Source organism: Rhizobium sp. 10N427 (assembly GCF_056394605.1).
This window is the reverse complement of sequence record NZ_JBFTID010000009.1, coordinates 138,852-159,331: the sequence shown is the minus strand read 5'-3', so window position 1 is coordinate 159,331 and position 20,480 is coordinate 138,852. Positions and strand designations below refer to the sequence as shown.

At 62.9% G+C, this 20,480-nt stretch carries 14 protein-coding genes and 1 tRNA gene; 14 read left to right on the top strand and 1 reads right to left on the bottom strand.

What is annotated here, in order from left to right:
• Nucleotides 1–25 precede the first annotated feature (25 nt).
• Complete coding sequence (locus AC1DIJ_RS19920) at nt 26–247, bottom strand: hypothetical protein (RefSeq protein WP_112389608.1); 222 nt, start codon at nt 245–247, stop codon at nt 26–28.
• A gap of 306 nt (nt 248–553) precedes the next feature.
• Here AC1DIJ_RS19920 and bcsN point away from each other — a divergent pair, with 306 nt between their 5' ends.
• The 14 genes from bcsN to AC1DIJ_RS19850 all read left to right on the top strand — a co-directional run bounded on the left by bcsN (nt 554) and on the right by AC1DIJ_RS19850 (nt 20,473).
• A complete protein-coding gene (gene bcsN, locus AC1DIJ_RS19915; RefSeq protein WP_112389609.1) occupies nt 554–1,555 on the top strand; it encodes a cellulose biosynthesis protein BcsN in 1,002 nt (333 codons plus the stop codon).
• A 52-nt stretch (nt 1,556–1,607) separates the two neighbouring features.
• Nucleotides 1,608–3,803, top strand: coding sequence for a UDP-forming cellulose synthase catalytic subunit (bcsA, locus tag AC1DIJ_RS19910; protein ID WP_112389610.1), 2,196 nt, complete (start codon nt 1,608–1,610; stop codon nt 3,801–3,803).
• The gene (locus tag AC1DIJ_RS19905) at nt 3,803–6,370 is read left to right on the top strand and encodes a cellulose biosynthesis cyclic di-GMP-binding regulatory protein BcsB (RefSeq protein ID WP_112389611.1); all 2,568 of its coding nucleotides are present in this window, start codon (nt 3,803–3,805) and stop codon (nt 6,368–6,370) included. The genes bcsA and AC1DIJ_RS19905 overlap by 1 nt, the downstream gene beginning before the upstream one ends.
• A complete protein-coding gene (locus tag AC1DIJ_RS19900; protein ID WP_112389612.1) occupies nt 6,367–7,413 on the top strand; it encodes a glycosyl hydrolase family 8 in 1,047 nt (348 codons plus the stop codon). The genes AC1DIJ_RS19905 and AC1DIJ_RS19900 overlap by 4 nt, the downstream gene beginning before the upstream one ends.
• Nucleotides 7,410–9,836: a cellulose synthase gene (locus tag AC1DIJ_RS19895; RefSeq protein WP_112389613.1), complete on the top strand. Its 2,427-nt coding sequence runs from the start codon at nt 7,410–7,412 to the stop codon at nt 9,834–9,836. Before AC1DIJ_RS19900 ends, AC1DIJ_RS19895 begins: the two co-directional genes overlap by 4 nt.
• 55 nt (nt 9,837–9,891) lie before the next feature.
• Nucleotides 9,892–10,932, top strand: a complete 1,041-nt coding sequence (locus AC1DIJ_RS19890) for a trans-3-hydroxy-L-proline dehydratase (protein WP_112389614.1) — start codon at nt 9,892–9,894, stop codon at nt 10,930–10,932.
• Between the two features lie 96 nt (nt 10,933–11,028).
• Complete coding sequence (locus AC1DIJ_RS19885) at nt 11,029–11,643, top strand: HAD family hydrolase (protein WP_477831530.1); 615 nt, start codon at nt 11,029–11,031, stop codon at nt 11,641–11,643.
• Nucleotides 11,644–11,730: 87 nt separating this feature from the next.
• Nucleotides 11,731–11,807: transfer RNA gene (locus AC1DIJ_RS19880), tRNA-Pro, on the top strand.
• 416 nt (nt 11,808–12,223) lie between these two features.
• On the top strand, nt 12,224–13,675 hold the full coding sequence (locus AC1DIJ_RS19875; RefSeq protein ID WP_112389742.1) for a DUF3300 domain-containing protein: 1,452 nt from the start codon (nt 12,224–12,226) through the stop codon (nt 13,673–13,675).
• A 24-nt stretch (nt 13,676–13,699) separates the two neighbouring features.
• Complete coding sequence (locus AC1DIJ_RS19870; protein ID WP_112389616.1) at nt 13,700–14,662, top strand: DUF2950 domain-containing protein; 963 nt, start codon at nt 13,700–13,702, stop codon at nt 14,660–14,662.
• A gap of 28 nt (nt 14,663–14,690) precedes the next feature.
• On the top strand, nt 14,691–15,875 hold the full coding sequence (locus AC1DIJ_RS19865) for a hypothetical protein (RefSeq protein WP_112389617.1): 1,185 nt from the start codon (nt 14,691–14,693) through the stop codon (nt 15,873–15,875).
• Nucleotides 15,876–15,908: 33 nt separating this feature from the next.
• Entirely contained in the window at nt 15,909–17,369 is a 1,461-nt protein-coding gene (locus AC1DIJ_RS19860) for a lytic transglycosylase F (protein ID WP_112389618.1), read from the top strand.
• A 147-nt stretch (nt 17,370–17,516) separates the two neighbouring features.
• Complete coding sequence (locus tag AC1DIJ_RS19855) at nt 17,517–18,497, top strand: formylglycine-generating enzyme family protein (RefSeq protein WP_477831525.1); 981 nt, start codon at nt 17,517–17,519, stop codon at nt 18,495–18,497.
• 122 nt (nt 18,498–18,619) lie between these two features.
• Nucleotides 18,620–20,473, top strand: coding sequence for a sensor histidine kinase (locus AC1DIJ_RS19850; RefSeq protein WP_477831524.1), 1,854 nt, complete (start codon nt 18,620–18,622; stop codon nt 20,471–20,473).
• Nucleotides 20,474–20,480 lie beyond the last annotated feature (7 nt).

Here is a 20,480-nt window from a genome sequence, read left to right as displayed (position 1 = left end):
GCTGGATATTCGTTGTTCCCCACACTCAGCCCGCCGCTTGCTCCGCACGCACCATGTCCAGCAACGTGTCGTGGTCGTGAATGCCGTCGAAGTAGAAGCGGATCACATCGCGGGCGACCTGAAGCGCATCGACGCTCTGCTTGTTGAGGCGCCGTTCCGCAATGATGGCATCGAAGACGCCCTGCAGCACATCGACCTCGTCAGGGGCGACCGGATCGTGCATCGCGCGTTCTGTGATCGCGTTCATGGAAACCTCCGCATCTCCTCCTGCATATGTGTCAATGTGCGTGCGGCGGCGGCGCATTTCAACCAGCAAGCGCGGCAATGGTAATTGAGGCGTTACTAAAAAACATTATTCGCCCGCAGCTTGGCGCTGTCCGAAATCGCCAGGGTAACTTCTCTCCATGCGAAGTCTGCGTATCCCATTAATAAGTGATTAACCATAAGCGTCGTTTACTCCATCCTGAATGCGGGCGGCTCGTTGATTCGAGAAACCGTCGCGCGAATCTCCCCGTCTGGGGAACAGGAAAGACGATAACGGCGGCTCCCTGACATGCGTTTGCTGAATCTGATATCGATCGTTGCGGTCGCGGGCGTCATGTCCGGCTGTACCTCGACGAGCGGCAGCGTCAAGCAGCCGTCGGCGCCCGAGGCCGTGGCCAGCGAAAAGGCGCTTGTTCTGCCGCCGCCGGGTGGCCCGTCGATCGTCAGCGTCATCGAGACCAAGCGCGGAAACGGTGTCGAGCAGACGCTGGCGCTCTTCACCTCGTCTTCCGTTCCCGGTCAGAACTTTCTCAAGGTTCAGTTTCTCGGCGCCAGCGGTTCCAATCCGGATACCGGCGGCGTCGGCTACAAGATGCTCGGCGAAACCGCGATGTCGCGCGAAGCCTTTGGCGCGGTGCCCGGTGTCGCGATGGCACGCAACACGACATTCCTGCAAAACAGCTACGGACCGTTCTCCTACGCCTCCGGCCGCAGCCGCGGCGGCGATACCTGCATCTACGGCTGGCAGCAGATCCGGTCCAGCCATGCGGCGCATACCCAGGCGCGCAATTTCGGCATGATCCAGGTCAAGCTCCGGCTGTGTGACGCCCGCGCCAGCGAGCGGCAGCTGCTGGCCGTCATGTATGGCTATACGATCACCGGTACGCTGAACGGCGAGATCTGGAACCCTTACGGCGATGTCCGCGGCGCCGATCCGACGCTCGGCCGGACCGGCAGCCCGATCTATCCAGATGATGGCGGTTATCGCCAGATGTCGATGCCGCTGGGCTATGAGCCCGCACCACCGGCCGTCAACCGCGTTGCCGTGCGCCGCACCGTCGTGGCGGCTCAGCCGGCCACGGCACCGCAGACCGTGGTGCAGCAGCTGGCGCCGGTCGGGCCGCGCGTGCCGCTTCCGGATGCGCCGGCGCAGAGTTCACAGGTGGTCGTCCCGGGCGCTCCAGCGCAGCCTGCGGCTCCCGCACAACAATCCGCGCGGGCAGGCAGTGTCGCCGTCCCCTCGCCAGACTGCATAGGCGATGCGGCCATGACGGCCGCCTGCCGGAGATAGACGGGCATGCCCGGGCCATCAGGCCCGGTTTTGTTATTTCGAAGGGACGTCGATGCATAAGGCCCGAAGCATCCTCATATGGGCGGTTGTCTCGCTCTGCGTGATCGCATTGATCACTCTGCCGGTGAATCTGCAGACGCAGCTCATCGCCAGCATCACCGTGGTCACCATCATGGCGATCATCAAGGTGATGAAGGGCGAGGGGACATGGCGCCTGATCGCGCTCGCCTTCGGTACCTCTATCGTTCTGCGCTATGTCTATTGGCGCACGACGAACACCTTGCCGCCGGTCAACCAGCTCGAGAACTTCATTCCCGGTCTGCTTCTCTATCTGGCCGAAATGTATTCGGTCGCCATGCTGGCGCTCAGCCTCTTCATCGTCGCCACGCCGCTGCCGCCGCGCCCGTCGCGCGCTGCCCGCAATGACCGCCACCCGCATGTCGATGTCTTCGTGCCGTCCTATAACGAAGACGCGCATCTGCTGGCCAACACGCTAGCGGCCGCCAAGGCGATGGATTATCCGGCCGACAAGCTGCATGTCTGGCTGCTCGATGATGGTGGTACGCTGCAGAAGCGCAATTCCAACAAGCTCGTCGAAGCTCAAGCCGCCGCCGCGCGGCACAACGAGTTGAAGCAGCTCTGCGAAGACCTCGACGTCAAATACCTGACCCGCGAGCGCAACGAGCATGCCAAGGCCGGCAATCTGAACAATGGCATGAAGCACTCGACCGGCGAGCTGATCGCCGTCTTCGATGCCGACCACGCCCCGGCGCGCGACTTCCTGCTGGAAACGGTCGGCTATTTCGACGACGACCCGAAGCTCTTCCTGGTCCAGACGCCGCACTTCTTCATCAATCCGGATCCCCTCGAGCGCAACCTGCGCACCTTCGACAACATGCCGAGCGAGAACGAGATGTTCTACGGCATCATCCAGCGCGGCCTCGACAAGTGGAATGCCGCCTTCTTCTGCGGCTCTGCTGCGGTTCTCAGCCGCCGGGCGCTGGAAAGCCAGGGCGGCTTCTCCGGTATCAGCATCACCGAGGATTGCGAAACGGCGCTGGCGCTGCACGGCACCGGCTGGAACTCGATCTATGTCGACAAGCCGCTGATCGCCGGCCTGCAGCCTGCCACCTTCGCCAGCTTCATCGGCCAGCGCAGCCGCTGGGCGCAGGGCATGATGCAGATCCTGCGCTTCCGCTTCCCGCTCCTGAAGCGCGGCCTGACGATCCCGCAGCGCCTCTGCTACATGTCCTCGACGCTGTTCTGGCTCTTCCCGTTCCCGCGCACGATCTTTCTCTTCGCGCCGCTCTTCTACCTGTTCTTCGATCTCGAAATCTTCACCGCATCGGGCGGCGAGTTCCTAGCCTATACGCTGGCCTACATGCTCGTGAACCTGATGATGCAGAACTATCTCTATGGTTCGTTCCGCTGGCCATGGATTTCCGAGCTCTACGAGTATGTGCAGACCGTGCACCTGCTGCCCGCCGTCGTCTCGGTGATGCTCAATCCACGCAAGCCGACCTTCAAGGTGACGGCGAAGGACGAATCGATCGCCGTCAGCCGACTGTCGGAAATCAGCCGTCCGTTCTTCGTGATTTTCGCGGTGCAGATCATCGCGTTGATTATCACCATCTACCGCATCTATGCCGAGCCCTATAAGGCCGACGTGACGCTCGTCGTCGGCGGCTGGAACATCATCAACCTGATCATGGCCGGCTGTGCACTGGGCGTTGTCTCCGAGCGTGGCGAGCGTTCCTCGTCGCGGCGAGTGCGCGTCAACCGGCGCTGCGAACTCGGCGTCAACGGCAAATGGTACACCGCCTCGATCGAGGACGTTTCGGTCCATGGCGCTCGCCTGCATGTGTTCAACAAGCAGCTCGACCTGATGGCGATCGGCGCCGAAGGCGAGATCCGGTTCCGTCCCTATAGCGGCGCCGATCTCGAAACCTTGCCGCTCATCGTCCGCAACATCGAGCCCTCGGGCGATATCACCGCGGTCGGCTGCCAGTACATTCCGAAGAGCGCGCTCGATCACCGGCTGATCGCCGACCTGATGTTTGCCAATTCCGATCAGTGGACGCAGTTCCAGCAGGGCCGCCGCCGCAATCCGGGGCTGATCCGCGGCACCATCTGGTTCCTCGGCCTGTCGCTCTATCAGACGAGCCGCGGCCTGGTTTACTTCTTCCGCAGCATGCGGCCGGAGCGCGAACAGGCGCAGCAGCAGCAGACGGCAAAGGCGAACAGCTGATGAAGAAGCTTGCCGCTGCCTCCGCTCTGCTTCTCAGCGCCTCGGCGATCGCCTATGCGCAGACCGCCCAGGCGCCTGCACCTTTCGACATGTCCGGTGAACGCCCGACGGGGCTGCAGCCGATGGTGCCGCGGCTGACGCTTCCCGCCCAGCAGCCAGCCGCCATTCCGCCACAGCCGGCACCCGTTCCTGCGGCCCCTGTCTCCGCCGCACCCATCCCGGCAGCACCCTCGCAAGCCGCGCCAACGGCCGCCGTTCCGGCAACGCCGCCCGTCTTTTCGCAACCGGCCGCAGTGCCGGGACCTGTTCCGGCAGCGCCTGTTCCTGCTGTGCCGGTCAATGTCCAGCAACCCGCACCGCAGGCACCCGCAACGCAGCAAGCGGCAGCGCCGGATGCGGCCTCGGCTGCGCGTGCGGCCGGAAATGTCGTGCGTTACGTCGTACCGGCAGCAAAGTTCGGCCTTGAAGGCGAGTACGACCGCAAGTCCTGGACCGTCTATCTGACGCCGGAGCAGGCGGCTGCACCGGCAAAGTTCAATTTCGCCTATCAGAACTCGATCGTCGTCGCCCCCGAGGCCTCGCAGCTGACGGTGCTGATCAACAACCGGCCGGTCGGCCAGCAGCAGGTCGGCTCGCCCGACAGCCAGTCCTCCGTCAGTTTCGATGTGCCGCGCGGGCTGCTGCAGCCAGGCGCCAATCTCCTGACATTCGAGACCAATCAGCGCCACCGCACCGATTGCAGCATCCAGTCGACCTATGAGCTCTGGTCGAACATCGATCCGTCGCAGACCTATTTCAGCTTCGCCGGACAGGATGCCGCCAAACTTTCGAGCACCGACGCGATCCGCGCGATCGGCGTCGATGGTGCCGGCAAGACCGAATTCGACCTGCTGGTCCCGGCGCTTGAGCAGCCCGGCACCACCAAGCCGCTGCTGCGATTGACCCAGGGCCTCTCTGTGCTGAGCGGCATGCCGAACCAGACCTTCTCGTTCAGCACCGATCGCGTGCCTGCAGGTGGCGCCGGAAAGCTCAGTGTTCTCGTCGGGACGCCGGCCGAGCTTGCGCCTTACTTCCCGGCGCTGCCGCCAGCCGTTCAGGCTGCTCCGCTTGCCACCTTCGCCACCGATCCGCGGACCGGTGCGACGGTGCTCGTTATCAGCGGTCCGTCCTGGCCGGCAATCTCGGCGGCGATCGATACGATCGTGTCGCCGACCGACCGTTCGCCAGCGGTCCGCCGCGACGTACTGACGACGCAGCGATGGACGGCGCCGGATGCGCCGCTGCTGTTCGAGGATACCCGCCTCAGCTTCCAACAGCTCGGCGTCAAGACCACCGAATTCTCCGGCCGCCGGTTCAGGACCGATTTCAACGTCGCCGTTCCCGCCGATTTCTACGCCAATGCCTATGGCGAGGCGACGGTGCTGCTCGATGCCGCCTATACCGAGAATGTGCTGCCCGGCAGCCATATCGATATCTATGTGAACGGCAACATCGCCTCGACCGTGCCGATCACCTCGACCGGCGGCGGCATCCTGCGCCATCTGCCGATCCGCGTGACCATGCGGCACTTCAAGCCGGGCCTGAACGAGCTGGCGCTTGAGGCGATCCTGCAGACCAAGGACGATGCCGCCTGCGTGCCGGGCTCGACGGCCGCCAGCACGCCGCGTTTCGCCCTGTTCGACACCACCGAATTCCACATGCCGGATTTCGCCCGCGTCGGCCAGCGGCCCAATCTCGCGGCAATGGCGGGCACCGCCTATCCCTACGGGCGGCTGACCGGACCGATGCCGCTCTTCATCGACCGCGCCGATGCCGATACGCTGTCGGCGACCGCCACGCTGCTTGGTCAGATGGCAAGCGTCGCCGGTCACCCGATCGATATCGAAACCTCGGCGTCGCCAAGCACGATCGGCGATCGCGACGCGATCTTCATCGGCTCGATCTCGCAGCTTCCGGCGACCGCGCTGTCACAGGTCAACGTGGCGACCGCGAGCCAGGCCTCATGGCGCCCGGTGCCTGACACGCAGGCAGCGCAGACGGATACCAATGCAGCCTTCGATGAATGGCGCTCGAAAGTCAGCGGTGGCGCCTGGAGCGGTCAGGTGACCGCCTTCCAGGAGTGGATGCGCCGCAACTTCGATATCTCGCTGAGCTCGCTGCAATTCGTGCCCGGCGCGGAGGAAGTCTTCGCGCCGTCGAATGTGGCGACCATGATGGTCGCCCAGGGAGCGAGCCCCGAAGGCGGCGGCACCTGGACGCTGGTCACCGCACCATCCGCCAAGGATCTGCGCGAAGGCGCCGAAGCGCTGACCTCGCAGGCGAACTGGCCGCAAATCTCCGGCCATATCACCACCTATTCGTCGAAGACCGGCAAGGTCGAAAGCGTGCCGGTGACGCGCTTCGATTTCGTTCCCTCGCAGACCGGTACGATTGCCAACTACCGGCTGATTGCTGCCAATTGGCTGTCGACCAACATCCTGTCCTACGCCTTCCTCCTCGTCGTCCTGTCGATCCTGATCGGCGTTACGACATCGAGCATGCTCGGCAGGCTGGGACGCGGAAAATGAGGGCTCTCGCGGCACGGCTGATGGCAGGCGCCGTCGCGCTCACCGTGCTGTGGCAGCCGGTGGCCGCTCAGCAGGTGCTCGTCGCCCCGCAGGCCTGGGCCGCCTACAAGACGCAGTTCGTCGATCAGACCGGCCGCGTCATCGACAACGGCAACGGCAACATCAGCCATAGCGAAGGGCAGGGCTATGGCCTGCTGCTTTCCTATCTGGCGAACAGCCCGTCCGATTTCGAGCAGATCTGGTATTTCACCCGCACTGAACTGCTGCTGCGCAATGACGGGCTGGCAGTTTGGAAATGGGACCCTGCCTCCAAGCCGCATGTCACCGACACCAACAACGCGTCTGACGGCGATCTCTTGATCGCCTATGCCCTGGCACTGGCAGGCACGGCCTGGAACAAGCCTGATTATATCGAGGCCGCCGCCAAGATGGCGCATTCGCTGCTGACCGAGGCAGTCGTGCAATCGGGCGGGCGAACGCTGCTGATGCCGGGCGTCGAAGGCTTCATGCCGCCGGGCCGCAAGGATGGCCCGGTCATCAACCCGTCCTACTGGATCTATGAGGCCCTGCCGGTGATGGCGCTGCTGGCGCCATCCGATCAGTGGCAGAAACTGACGGATGACGGGCTGGCCCTGCTGCGCTCCATGCAGTTCGGCCCGCGCAAGCTGCCTGCCGAATGGGTGAGCCTGGCGCGCATGCCGGCCCCGGCTGAAGGCTTCGATGCCGAGTTTGCCTATAACTCGGTTCGCATCCCGCTTTATCTCGCCCGCGCCGGCATTGCCGACAAGGCGCTGCTCTCCCGGCTGCAGGAGGGGATGACCGTAGACGGTGCTCCGGCGACCATCGACCTGACGACAGGTAAACCGAAAGCCACGCTTTCCGATGCTGGTTATCGAATTGTTAACGATGTTGTGGCCTGTGTAGTGAATGGCACGAGGCTGCCAGAATCAGCCTTGCAGTTCTCGCCAGCGCTCTACTATCCGTCCACCCTCCAGCTGCTCGGGCTGGCCTTTGTCGGGGAGAAACATCCGGAGTGTCTGTGAAGTCCTCTCTCGTTGCAATTTCCGCCGCGGTCGTGGTGGCTGGTGTCATCACCGGCCTGAAAGACCGTGCGGCGCTTCAGCAACGTTTCGGGATGGGCGAAGAGGAGAAGGCTCCGAACCTGATGCTGATGGAGCGGATCAAGGGGCCGGATGCGCCGGCCGATCCGAAGATCGACGTCCAGGCAATCACCGATCGTCTGCAGGCCGCAGCACCCGTCCTCACGGCGCAGGCGCCAGCCCCAGTTGTCGTAACACCGCAGCCTCAGCCGCCCGCCAGCGCAGCGATGACGCCGGTCGAGACCGCCCAGCAGACGCCGCCGCAGCCCGTGCAGCAGCCGCAGACATCCGCACCGCAATCGCAGGCGCAGCCGAAGGTCGATGAAAGCGCGCTGCGCTATTTCGCCAGCCGCGGCGACAAGGTGCGTCTGCAGGCGGAAATCTCGCGTCTCCAGGCGCTCTATCCGAACTGGGTGCCGCCTGCCGATCCGCTCGCCGTTCCGCAAAGCGGCGACAGGCAGCTGGAGACCATGTGGCAGCTCTATTCCGAAGGCCGCTACGCGGAGCTTCGCAAGGCGATCGCCGACCGGCAGACGGCCGAAGCAGCCTGGCAGCCCCCCGCTGACCTGCTCGACCGCCTTGACGTCGCCGAAGCACGGGCCCGTCTGGTCAATGCCTCTGATCTCAAGCAATACGCGACGGTCATCGATATCGGCTCGGCGACCCCAAGTCTGTTGACCTGCAGCGATATCGACGTTCTCTGGCGCGTTGCCGAAGCCTTCGTCAGCAGCGACCGCCAGCAGCGCGGCGTCGATGCCTATAGCTACATCCTGAAGAACTGCACCAATCCGCAGGAGCGTCTGGCGACGATCCAGAAGGCGGCGTCCGTTCTGCCTTACCAGCCGATGCAGTCGCTGATCGCGCTCGAGCAGCCTGCCGTCAGCGGCGCCCGCGAATTCGATGCCATCCGTGATGATCTGGCCCGCCGTTTCCTCGCCGAAGGCAATGCCGACGACAAGCTGATGGTGGCGCCCGATTATATCTCCCGGGTCGAGCGGCTTGCCGAAGCGCAGGGCCAGCCGGCCGATGCGTTGTTGCTCGGCTGGTATCAGCTGCGCCGCCAGAATGCCGAGGACGCCGAGAAGTGGTTCCGCGCCGCCCGCACCAAGGAAGACAGCGCATCCGCGTCCGAAGGTCTGGCGCTGGCCCTCATCGACCGCAAGGCGCCGCAGGAAGCCGAAGACGTCATGTATAAATGGCGCACGGACTCCAAGGACGCCATGGACACCTATCTGGCCGCGACCGCCAACGTCATGGCGCTTCAGCCGCCCGCCAATCTCAGCGAGGACGTGCTGGGCCGCATGGCCGCCGAAATCATCGCCCAGAAATATGTCCCGACAGCCCAGCAGTTCGGCTGGTATGCGCGCTCGCTGAACCAGCCGCAGACGGCTGCCCGCTGGTTCGAGACGGCGCTGCGCTGGAAGCCGGATGACGAGCCGTCTGCCTACGGCCTGGCGATCACCCGCGAGCAGCTGAACGACCGCAAAGGCGTTGCCGAAGTGCAGCGTCTCTGGGCCGGTCATTCGCAGCGTATCGCAACGCTCGACGATACCTCGTCGCTGACGCCGAACACATCGCAACCGCTTCCGGGGCCCGGCCAGGCACCGCAGACCGGCGCTCCTGCCGCGGTCGCACCTGTTCCGCAACAGGCAGCACAGCCGGTGCAGCCCGTGCAGGCGCAGCCGCAACAATACCAGCAGTATCAGCCAGTCCAGCAATACCAGCAGCAGCCCGTTCAACAGCAGCAGCAGGCTGCACTTCGCCCGCGCCCGCGCGCCCCGGTCGCCGATTATGCCGAGCCGCAGCTGCAGACGCGCAATGTCGAACGCGGCGGCCGCCAGCCGCGCGGCTGCTCCACGACCGTTGACGCCGACATGCTGAACCCGGGCGATGCGCTGAACCGTGGTTGGTGCCTGATGGACCTCAACCGCCCGATGGAGGCGATCGGTGCCTTCGAAACGGCGCTGAAAAGCCCGGTGCGCCAGAACCGTGAAGACGCCGCCTATGGCCAGAGCCTTGCCTATCTGCGCGCCGGCCTTTCCAACAACGCCGCCGTAGCCGCAACCCGCGCACCGCAGAACCGCCAGCGCGCCGCCGAGCTCCAGGTCGCCATCCTCGCCGACCGGGCGCTTTCGGCCTATGGCGCCAAGCGCTACCGCGAGACGCTGATCTTCCTCGACCAGCGCGCCCAGCTGAAGCAGGAAACCATCGACCTGATGGTGCTGCGCGGCTACTGCTACCTGAACCTCAAGATGTATGGCGACGCCACGCGCGTCTTCGAGGCGGCGGCTGCGACCGGCAGCAAGGATGCCAATCGCGGCCTGGCCGATGTCCGCAACGCAACGCACCCCGATACCGTTTACTGACCTTGGCAATCGCGCCTGCCGCGGATAGACAGGTTCCGCAAGAGGGACTCGCGCGATGAGAACATCCAAGGTCATCCATGTCGTTACCTGCCATGCCGAAGGCGAGGTGGGGGATGTGATTGTCGGTGGCGTCGCGCCGCCGCCGGGCGAGACCGTCTGGGACCAGTCCCGCTTCATCGCCAGCGACGAGACGCTGCGCAACTTCGTGCTCAACGAGCCGCGCGGCGGCGTCTTCCGCCATGTGAACCTCCTGGTGCCGCCGAAGAACCCGAAGGCGCAGATGGGCTGGATCATCATGGAGCCGGCCGACACGCCGCCAATGTCCGGCTCGAACTCGATTTGCGTCTCCACCGTGCTTCTCGATACGGGTATCATCCCGATGCAGGAGCCGGAGACGAAGATGATCCTCGAGCCGCCGGCCGGCCTCATCGAGGTGACCGCTACCTGCCGCAACGGCAAGGCCGAGCGCATCAGCGTCAAGAACGTCGCCTCTTTCGCCGACAAGCTGGGTGCCAAGCTCGAGGTCGAGGGGCTCGGCACGCTTACCGTCGATACCGCCTATGGCGGCGACAGCTTCGTCATCGTCGATGCCCATGCGCTGGGTTTTGCGATCGCACCGCACGAGGCCCGCGATCTCGCCGAACTCGGCATGAAGATCACCAAAGCGGCCAACGAGCAGCTGGGTTTCGTCCACCCCGTCAACAGCGGCTGGGACCACATCTCCTTCTGCCAGTTCGCGGCCCCCGTCGTCGTCGAGAACGGCATCCTGACCGGCGCCAACGCCGTCGCCATCCGCCCCGGCAAGATCGACCGTTCGCCCACCGGCACCGGCTGCTCGGCCCGCATGGCGCTTCTGCATGCGAAGGGTCAGATGAAGGTCGGCGACAAATTCACCGGCCGCTCGATCATCGGCTCCGAGTTCCATTGCTCGATCGATTCCGAAGCCGATATCGGCGGCAAGCCCGGCATCGTGCCGATCATCTCCGGCCGCGCCTGGGTGACCGGAACGCAGCAGCTGATGCTCGATCCGTCCGATCCCTATCCGTCCGGATACCGCCTGTCCGATACCTGGCCGATGGAAAAGCAAAGCGGCTGAACCGCGCCAAGGCCCGCCACTCATTTAGCAGACAAGGAATACGCAGTGCCCAATTCCAATATCTTCGGCAAAGACTATGACGCCTTCCTGTTTGACATGGACGGCACGCTGGTGAATTCGATCGCCGTCGTGGAGCGCGTCTGGGGCGACTGGGCAAAGCGCCACGGCCTGGAGCCGGAGGTCTTCATGAAGACGGTGCATGGCGTGCGCGCCTCCGACACCGTCCGCAATCTCGGCCTGCCGGGCGTCGATCCGTTCCATGAGGCCAAGCTGCTGCTGGATGCCGAGATGGAGGATGTCGAAGGCATCATCGAGATACCCGGCGCCATCGATTTCGTGAAAAGCCTTCCCGAGGACCGCTGGGCGATCGTGACGTCCGCCCCCGCCGAGCTCGCCTTCAAGCGCCTGAAGGCCGCCGGCATTCCGCTGCCGAAGGTGATGGTCACGGGCGAAGAAGTCTCGGCCGGGAAGCCGAGCCCGGAATGCTACATCCTCGGCGCCAAGCGCCTCGGCGTCGATCCGGCCCGCTGCCTGGTGTTCGAAGATGCCGTCGCAGGGATCCTCGCAGGCGAGGCGGCCGGTGCCGATGTCGTGGTCATCACCACCACCCACGCAACGCCGTTCGAAACACCGCACGCCGAAACCGATAGCTACGTGGATTACCGCGCCGAAGCCAAGCCGGGCGCACTCGTCCTCTCGACGGCAAAATAAGGTCGCGGCTTTTTGCAGCTGGAGATCCTTTTTCCACTTGCATTCAAGCCGTCGAAAAACTAAACGATGCAAGCCGTTTAGGCAGGTCGGGGCGTAGCGCAGCCCGGTAGCGCACTTGACTGGGGGTCAAGGGGTCGCAGGTTCAAGTCCTGTCGCCCCGACCATTTAAATCCTTGAAAACCCTAGTCAAAACACGGATAAGCCCTTGAGGGGCTTATCTGTTTTCAGGGACGTTACGTGTCCAAATTGGCGCTACGTGACGCAATGTCCCGAAAAGTCCCGAACAAAAGTTACCTCGCTTATATGCTTTATTGTCAGCGCGGCCCGGCTGATTCCTGTTCTGATCAGCTTTTCTATTACGCAAGCGACTTCTTGCGCGAAACGCCGGCATCAAGCCGTCCCTGACTGCGGCAGTAGTTGGCCCTTGGTCCAACTATACTTCGCCTGACCGCGGATCGAATATGGCCGCCTCGGCGAGGCCCCGCTCTCCAGCCTCAGCGGCACTCGCCACAATCCGGCATCGAGCGCAGTGCCGCGCATCGTCGCTGAACGGGTCTCGACCGACAAGGGGATGTCCGAAATGCCGCGGATCTACGAACTTCGCCTCGCAACGGCGGTTGCGCTCCTGCTGACCTTCAGCGGACTTCCGTTCGTCCCCGGAGCGCCGCAGAGTGCGCGGGCGCAGCAGACCGCGGCCGCCGACGCGTCGGCAGACACGGACGATGCCGCGGAGCCGTTGACGGATGACGAGCTCGCGGTGCTGGTCGCGCGTATCGCGCTCTATCTCGACGATCTCGTTGCCTTGGTGACGTCCGCCTCGCTCTATCCGCTGCAGATCGTCGAAGCGCAGCGCTATCTCGATGATGCCAAGAAGGATACGAAGCTGAAACCCAAGGATACTTGGGACGGTAGCGTGATCTCGCTTTTGAACTACCCCGATATCGTCAAGATGATGAGCGACGATCTCGATTGGACGCAATCGCTTGGCGAGGCCCTGGCCAACCAGCAGAAAGATGTCCTCATCGCCATCCAGCAATTGCGCGACAAGGCGGTGGCCGACGGCATCATCAAGACCGACGACAAGATCAAGGTGGTCCAGGAAAACGACAACGTCGTCATCCAGTCGGCAAGCCCCGAGAAGATCTACGTCCCGCAATATGCGCCAGAGATGCTGTACGAGCCGGATTACGCGCCGCAGCCGATCAGCTACTACCCCGACTATTATCCGAACTATACATATCCGACCGCGCCCTTCTTCGCCGCCGCCGTAACCGGCGCGATCTGGGCGGCAGCGGTCGATTGGGACGACTGGGGTGTATGGGGCGGCCGCTGGCGCGGCGATGTCGATATCGACTGTGACCACTGCTTCAACAACATCAACGGCAAGGTCAATTTCAACGATATCGACTGGAAGAACGTCGATCGCAGCAAGATCAAGTTCGACCGCGACCAGTTCAACAAGATCGACCGCAACTCCATCAAGAACAGCATCAAGGCGAGCGACCGCAACAGCATCAAGGCCAAGGCGAATGCCATCGGAAACAGCCGCAATACGGCAATCCGCAACAAGGCCGGCAATGTCAGCGTCAAGGACATCCGCAACAGCAAGATCGATGCGGACCGGATCAATCGCGACAAGATCAACCGCGACATGGCGTCGAAGCTCGGCAACAAGCCGGGTCAGGGCATTGCCGGGCGCACGCCGTCGGCCAGGCCTGCGGGCAATCTGGCGGGCAAGGCCAGTTTCGACCGCCCGGCAGGAAAGCCGAGGCCCGCGGCGCGCCTCGACAACCGCCCGAAGAAGCCATCCGCTCTCGGCCATGTCGATAATGGCAGACGGGCACAGATGCAGTCCGAACGGGGCCGGTTGGCCATGGGCGGTGGGAGCAGGCCCAGCTTCGGAGGCGGTAACCGCGGCGGCGGGCATGCGATCGGCGCTGGCGGCGGCCGGGGAGGTGGACATGCGATCGGACGCGGCGGTGGCGGCGGACATCGCTCCGTTCCCCATCGCGGCGGCGGACGCCGCCGGTAACCCCTCGAGCAAAGGAAGACAGTCATGATCACGACAGTCCGCACCATGATCCTGAGCTCGGTCTTTACCGTCGCTCTTGCCGGCTTTGCAGCATTTCCGGCGGCCTTAAATGCCGCCGAGCCAACCGAAGGAGCGGTCATCGCAGGCTTTGCATCGCAGACCGACCCGCCGGCATTCGACACGCCTGAAGCCGCCGTCGATGCCTTCAAGGCAGCGCTCGCCGCCGACGATTTCGACAAGTTGGCCAGCCTGCTCGGCCTCGATGCCGCCAAGGCCAAGGCGGGCGAGGGCGTCATGGACACATATGCCGAGATCCGTGACGGCGTGAAGAAGCAGCTTACGGTGCACGACGTCGATGGCGCCAAAATCCTGGATATCGGCGACAGGCTCTGGCCGCTGCCGTTCCCTGTCGTCAAGGGCGAAGACGGCAAATGGTCCTTCGATACCTATGCCGGCTTCGAGGAGATCATCAACCGCCGCGTCGGCGAAAACGAGCTGCAGGCGATCGCCACCATGCGCGCCTATGTCGATGCGCAGAAGGAATATGCCGCCGAAGACCATGATGGCGACGGCGTTCTCGAATATGCGCAGCGGCTGATCAGCAGCGATGGCAAGACGGATGGCCTCTACTGGTCTCCCGATCTCGGTGCCGGCGAAAGTCCCGCGGGCGCGGCCTTCGAGACCGATGCGGCTCTCAGGAAGGCGAAGGCCGGGGCGGGATATTTCGGTTACCACTACCGCATCCTGACGGCGCAGGGGCCGAACATTGCCGGCGGCAAGTTCGACTACATCATCAACGGCAACATGATCGCCGGTTTCGGGCTGATCGCCTGGCCGATCCGCTACGACGAGACGGGTGTCCATACCTTCATGGTGAATGCCAATGGCACGGTCTATCAGGTCGACCTGGGCAAGAACACCGACGCGATCGCCGCAGGGATCAGGACCTTCAATCCAGACGACAACTGGGAAGTGACCGACGACTAGAACCGCTCGCGCGGACGAGGGGATTTGCATGGACGATACGCATGCGGGCGCTCCCCGGTCGAAGGAGTTTCTCGCGTCCCATGGCGGACCTTTCTACGAGCTGCAGCGCCGGCTGAAGCTTTTGCACGACCATGCGCTGATGTCCGGCCGCCGCGCGGTGCTTTTCATCGGGATAGCCTGGGGCGGGCCGTTTCTTCTTGGGCTGCCGCAAAGCCTTTCCATCGACACATCAGGCGGTCTGACCTACCTCACGGATGTCAGTGTCTGGGCGCGGTTTGTCATCGCCATCGGAGCCTTCGTGCTGGCCGAGCAGCAGGTCGAGCAGCGGTTGCAGGAGGAACTCCGCCATGTGCTTTCCGCACCGGTCATCGCGCCATCGTCTTTCGCTGGTGCTGCCGATGCGGTCAATGACGCGCTGCGGCGACGGAATTCGAACGTCGCAGAGATCGTCTGCCTGCTGATCGCCATCATCGCCGCCTGCGTCGTGCTCCGGCATCAATATGTCACAGACAAGCCGTCATGGGCGGTGATGACCGCACCGGCGGGCAACGTGGTTACGCTTGCGGGATGGTGGTCGATAGCCGTCAGCATTCCATTGTTCTGGTTCCTTGTGACCCGCGGGCTGTGGCGGCATCTTGTCTGGTCTCTGCTGTTGCGCCGCCTGTCGTGGCTCGAGCTGCGGCTGGTCGCCACGCATCCGGATGGCAAGGGCGGGATAGGCTTTCTGGCAGATTACCCAAGCGCCTACGTGACATCCGTTTTCGGCGTCAGCTGCGCCGTTGCAGCGACGCTGGCGCAGAACCTGCTGCAGGAGACGGCGACGCTGACGAATATCTCCATTCTGATGGTGGTCTGGCTGGTCATCATCCTTGGCCTGTTCGCCTTTCCGCTATCGGCCTTCTCCAGACCGCTGCTTGAACTCAAGAAGGTGTCGATGGCTCGCCTCAGTGCCCAGGCCACCCAGTATCACCGGATGGCCGAGCGCAAGCTCACCGGCAGCAATGCCGTTGCAGCGAGCGGAACCGAACCGGAGGATGTCACCGATCCGACCAAGCAATACGAGCTGACGCGCAAGCTTTCGCCAATGCTTTTGAGCCACGCCGCACTTCTGCCCGTCTCCGCGGCGGCGCTGCTGCCTTTTGCAATTCTCGCTTCGACACGCGTGCCGTTCAAGGAAGTCCTCTCGCTCGTCAAGAAGCTTCTGCTGCTTTGACGCGCCACGATCGCTCAGGGATTCGAGGTCAAGATGTTCAACTTCTTCATAGGTTGCCTGTTTGCGGCGAGCGTTCTGGTCGCAGCACCCTTGGCATATTCGCAGGCGAATTCCGGCGCGCGTGCGCCATCGATCCTTCCGAAGGCCAGTACGGATGATCTCGACGGAATGACCAAGCGGCGGCTGGTCAGGATTCTGGTGCCCTTCAGCAAGACCATCTATTTCCTCGACAAGGGGCGTCAGTTCGGCACCGCGGTCGAATTCGGCACCGCGCTGGAAGAGGAACTGAACAAGGGGAAGACGAAGGAGATCGATCGCATCCGTGTTGCCTTCATCCCCACCAGCCGCGATCGCCTGATGCCTGCGTTGATCGAAGGGCAGGGCGATATCGTCATGGCCAATCTCACCATCACGCCGAAGCGGCTGGAACAGGTGGATTTCAGTGCGCCGATCTACACCAAGGCCAGCGAGGTTCTGGTGTCTGGGCCTTCCGCACCTGCCGTCGGGAGCATCGATGATCTTGCCGGAAAGGAGATCGCCGTTCGCCAGACCAGCAGCTACTACGAGCATCTGATCGCCACAAATGACAGGTTACGCCGGGAGGGCAAACAGGAGATCGTCATCAAGCCGATCGACGAGAATCTTGAGGACGAGGACCTGATGGAGATGGTCAATGCCGGACTGCTGCCATGGACGATCGTCGATCAGTACAAGGCGGACATCTGGTCGAAGGTTTTCACGGACGTGACTGTTCATCCCGATATCGCGGTGTCGACGGACGGCCAGACCGCATGGGCGCTTCGCAAGAACAGTCCGCAGCTCAAAGCAGTGCTCGACAAGTTTGCCGAGACCCACAAGGTGGGCACGGCTTTCGGCAACATGCTGCGGACGCGCTACTTCAAAGACGACAAGATGCTGAAGAGGGCCTATTCCCCTGCCGACATCGAGCGGTTTCAGACGCTTGTCGAAGTCTTCAGGAAATACGGTGGCGAATACTCGTTCGACTATCTGATGCTGGTCGCCCAGGGCTATCAGGAATCGCAGCTTGACCAGTCCAGGCGCAGCCCGCGCGGCGCGGTCGGCATCATGCAGCTTCTTCCTGCGACCGCCGCGGCAAAGGAAGTCGGCATCAAGGACATCGCGAAAAGCGAGGACCGCAATGTCGAAGCGGGCGCAAAGTATCTGCGCCACCTTGTCGAGGTCTATATCAACGATCCCGGCATCACCGCCAAGGATCGTCAGCTCATGGCCTTTGCCGCCTATAATGCCGGACCGGGAAACCTCCGCAAGTTCCGGATGAAGGCCTCAGAGCTGGGGCTGGATCCAAACGTCTGGTTTGGCAATGTTGAGAACGGCGCAGCCGCTATCGTCGGCCGGGAAACGGTTCAGTATGTCAGCAATATCTACAAATACTACGTGGCGTATAGCTTGCTGCAGGACCGTATGGCCTTCGATCGGCGTTCTGCCGGTGCCGGCGACGTACCTAAGAACTGAAGGCCGGGATCAATCGTCATCCTGCCGGAACCGGCATCGGCTGTCCGTATGGCAGTTGGCCTTGGGTCCAATAGAAGCGCACTTTGAAACGTGGCAGAGTCGGCACACGCAGGCATTCGAATTCACCGGCGAAGCGCGAGGCGAACCATGAATGTAAGGTCGGCAGATATCGTCCAGCCAGCACAGGAAGGCGCTCCCGCCGGCATGGTCTTCTTGCCCGGTTCGACTTACGTGATGGGTTCCGATGACCACTATCCCGAAGAGGCTCCAGCGCATCCGGTGACGGTCGATGGCTTTTGGATCGACGAGGCTCCCGTCACCAACCGGCAGTTCCCGACTTTCGTCAATTCGACAGGGCACATTACGTTCGCCGAGAAACGGCCGCTCGCCGAAGATTATCCGGGCGCCGATCCGGCCAACCTCAGGGCGGGGTCACTGGTCTTTACGCCGCCCGATCACCCGGTTCAGAGCCGGGACATCAGGCAATGGTGGGTGTTCACGTTCGGAGCAAACTGGCGCCATCCCCTCGGCCGCAAAAGCAGCATCGGCACGATTCTCGATCATCCGGTGGTTCATATCGCCTATAGCGACGCACTGGCATTCGCACGCTGGGCTGGCAAGGAGCTGCCGACGGAGGCGGAATGGGAACTGGCCGCGCGCGGCGGGCTCGACGGTGCGGAATTCGCCTGGGGCGATGAACTCGCGCCCGGTGGCGTTCACATGGCCAATACCTGGCAAGGCATGTTCCCCCACGAGAACCTGGAAGAGGACGGGTTCGCCCGGACGTCGCCGATCAAGACCTATCCCGCCAACGGCTACGGGATTTACGACATGATTGGAAATGTATGGGAATGGACGGTCGATTTCTGGACGACACAACATACGCAGCCCGCTGCCAAGCCGTGCTGCATCCCCATAAACCCGCGGGGCACGGATGCCGGCGGCAGCATCGATCCCCGTCAGGCAGAGCTGCATATTCCCCGACGCGTTCTCAAGGGCGGCTCTCATCTCTGCGCACCAAGCTACTGCCGCCGTTACAGGCCGGCCGCTCGCCACGCGCAGGAGATCGATACAACGACCAGCCATGTCGGCTTCCGTTGCGTGCGGCGGACGGGGCAGAACGGCTGAGATAGCTGGCACGCTTACGGCGATGTTTACGCTAACATTTACCGTAACGTACTTGTGGCCCCGCCTGCTGATGCAATGGTCCTTGCATGGTGGGATCACTGGTCTTCGACGGCCCTCAAACGATGTTTGCAAGATTTCGTTCGCGGCTGGTTGCCGCGGCTATCCTGCTTTTCGGCTTGCATTTTACCGGCCCTTCCCTGGCTGAGCAGGCGCCGGCGCCCGTCAAGCGTATCCTCATCCTCTACGAGAACCAGGCTAYACTTCCTGCCGTCGTCCAGGTTGCCGCCGGATTGCGGGAAAGCATGCTCGCCAACATGCCGATCGGCATCGAGGTCTATAGCGAGTATCTCGATACGGACCGGTTTCCCGACCCGGCAAACGTCACTCGCATCGCGGGCTATCTTGCAAGCAAATACGCAGCGACGAAGTTTGATGTGGTGATCGCCGGCGGGCCGGGCGCGCTGCAGTTCGCACTCGACCATCGCGCCACCATCGGCAACAATGCGCCCATCGTATTTGGTGCCGTCAGCGACGTGTCGCTCCGAACCCGGACGTTGCCTGTGGATGTGAAAGGCGTGGTCAGCCATTTCGACGTCCGCAAGACCATAGACCTTGCGCTGACACTTCAGCCCGATGCCAAGGAGATCGTCGTCATGACCGGCTCGTCCGGCTTCGACAAGAACTGGCAGGCGACGGCCAGGGAGGCGCTGACCGACAGCTACAAAGAGGTACCCGTCAATTACCGAAGCGGCCTGACGATCGATGGCTTCAAGGCTACCGCTGGCAGTCTCCCCCGAAACGTCATCCTGATGGTCCTGAACATTTTCGAGGATGCCGATGGCCGCAAGTTCTATCCCCGCGATGCGACGCAGGCGATAGCCTCGGTTTCCAAGGCTCCCGCATACAGCGTCTACAGTTCCCATTTCGGCGCGGGTGTTGTGGCGGGATATGTCGGGACATTCGAGGATATCGGCAAGGAAATGGGAGCCACCGCAGCCAGGCTCGTTGCCGGCGACATGTCCGGACCGCAAACACATCTTGTCAAGGATGGACCGCTGGTCGACTGGGAGCGGATCAAGCACTGGGGGATCGATCCGAAGCTGATACCCGGCGATGCACAGATCCTCAATTACGAGATGTCGCCCTGGGAAAAGTATCGGGTCGAAATCCTGACGATGCTCGCGGTGATCCTTCTCCAGGCCGCCACCATCGCCGCGCTCTTCCTGCAGCGGCGGCGCCAGCTTCGGCTTCAGGCAGAGCTCAATCTGGAACGGTTGGAGCTCGCATATCTTTCCCGGACCTCGCAGCTCGGCGAATTGTCGGGCGCGCTTGCTCATGAACTCAATCAACCCCTGACGTCGATCCTCTCCAATGCGGAGTCCGGTGCCCGTCTTCTGGAGAATGAGCCGATCGATATCGGCGAGCTTCGCGACATTCTGAACGATATCGTCCTGGACAACCGGCGCGCGGCAACCGTTATCACCCAGCTGCGACGGTTGATGATCAGGGGCGAAACGACCCTGGAGCGAATGGACTTGAACTACGCGGTGACGACCACGCTGGCACTGGCGCGCAGCGAACTGCTTGCGCGTCAAACCCAGGTCGACCTGCTGCAGGATATGCCGGATGTGCCGATCTGCGGGAACCTGCCGCAGCTTCAACAGGTTCTGCTCAACCTTTTTCTCAATGCCACGGACGCGATGGCGCATCTGCCGCCAGCGCAGCGTGAGATTGCAATTCAGACCAAGAAGCGCGATGATGGCACGTGCGAGTTGACCGTGACAGATCACGGTATAGGCATTGCCTCCGGCCGTCATGGCGAGATCTTCAAGCCTTTTGTCAGCACCAAGAAGTCGAGCCTCGGGCTCGGGCTGGCTATCTGTAGATCGATCGTACAGGCCCACGGGGGGACCCTGCAGTTCGATGAGAACTTCGAAAAGGGCGCGCGGGCGGTACTCGTCCTGCCGTCTGCATAGAGGGGAA

Bases quoted from the DNA above. Each gene is read 5' to 3' on its own strand.
- AC1DIJ_RS19920 (WP_112389608.1), bottom strand. From the start codon at position 247: ATGAACGCGATCACAGAACGCGCGATGCACGATCCGGTCGCCCCTGAC.
- bcsN (WP_112389609.1), top strand. From the start codon at position 554: ATGCGTTTGCTGAATCTGATATCGATCGTTGCGGTCGCGGGCGTCATG.
- bcsA (WP_112389610.1), top strand. From the start codon at position 1,608: ATGCATAAGGCCCGAAGCATCCTCATATGGGCGGTTGTCTCGCTCTGC.
- AC1DIJ_RS19905 (WP_112389611.1), top strand. From the start codon at position 3,803: ATGAAGAAGCTTGCCGCTGCCTCCGCTCTGCTTCTCAGCGCCTCGGCG.
- AC1DIJ_RS19900 (WP_112389612.1), top strand. From the start codon at position 6,367: ATGAGGGCTCTCGCGGCACGGCTGATGGCAGGCGCCGTCGCGCTCACC.
- AC1DIJ_RS19890 (WP_112389614.1), top strand. From the start codon at position 9,892: ATGAGAACATCCAAGGTCATCCATGTCGTTACCTGCCATGCCGAAGGC.
- AC1DIJ_RS19885 (WP_477831530.1), top strand. From the start codon at position 11,029: ATGGACGGCACGCTGGTGAATTCGATCGCCGTCGTGGAGCGCGTCTGG.
- AC1DIJ_RS19875 (WP_112389742.1), top strand. From the start codon at position 12,224: ATGCCGCGGATCTACGAACTTCGCCTCGCAACGGCGGTTGCGCTCCTG.
- AC1DIJ_RS19870 (WP_112389616.1), top strand. From the start codon at position 13,700: ATGATCACGACAGTCCGCACCATGATCCTGAGCTCGGTCTTTACCGTC.
- AC1DIJ_RS19865 (WP_112389617.1), top strand. From the start codon at position 14,691: ATGGACGATACGCATGCGGGCGCTCCCCGGTCGAAGGAGTTTCTCGCG.
- AC1DIJ_RS19860 (WP_112389618.1), top strand. From the start codon at position 15,909: ATGTTCAACTTCTTCATAGGTTGCCTGTTTGCGGCGAGCGTTCTGGTC.
- AC1DIJ_RS19855 (WP_477831525.1), top strand. From the start codon at position 17,517: ATGAATGTAAGGTCGGCAGATATCGTCCAGCCAGCACAGGAAGGCGCT.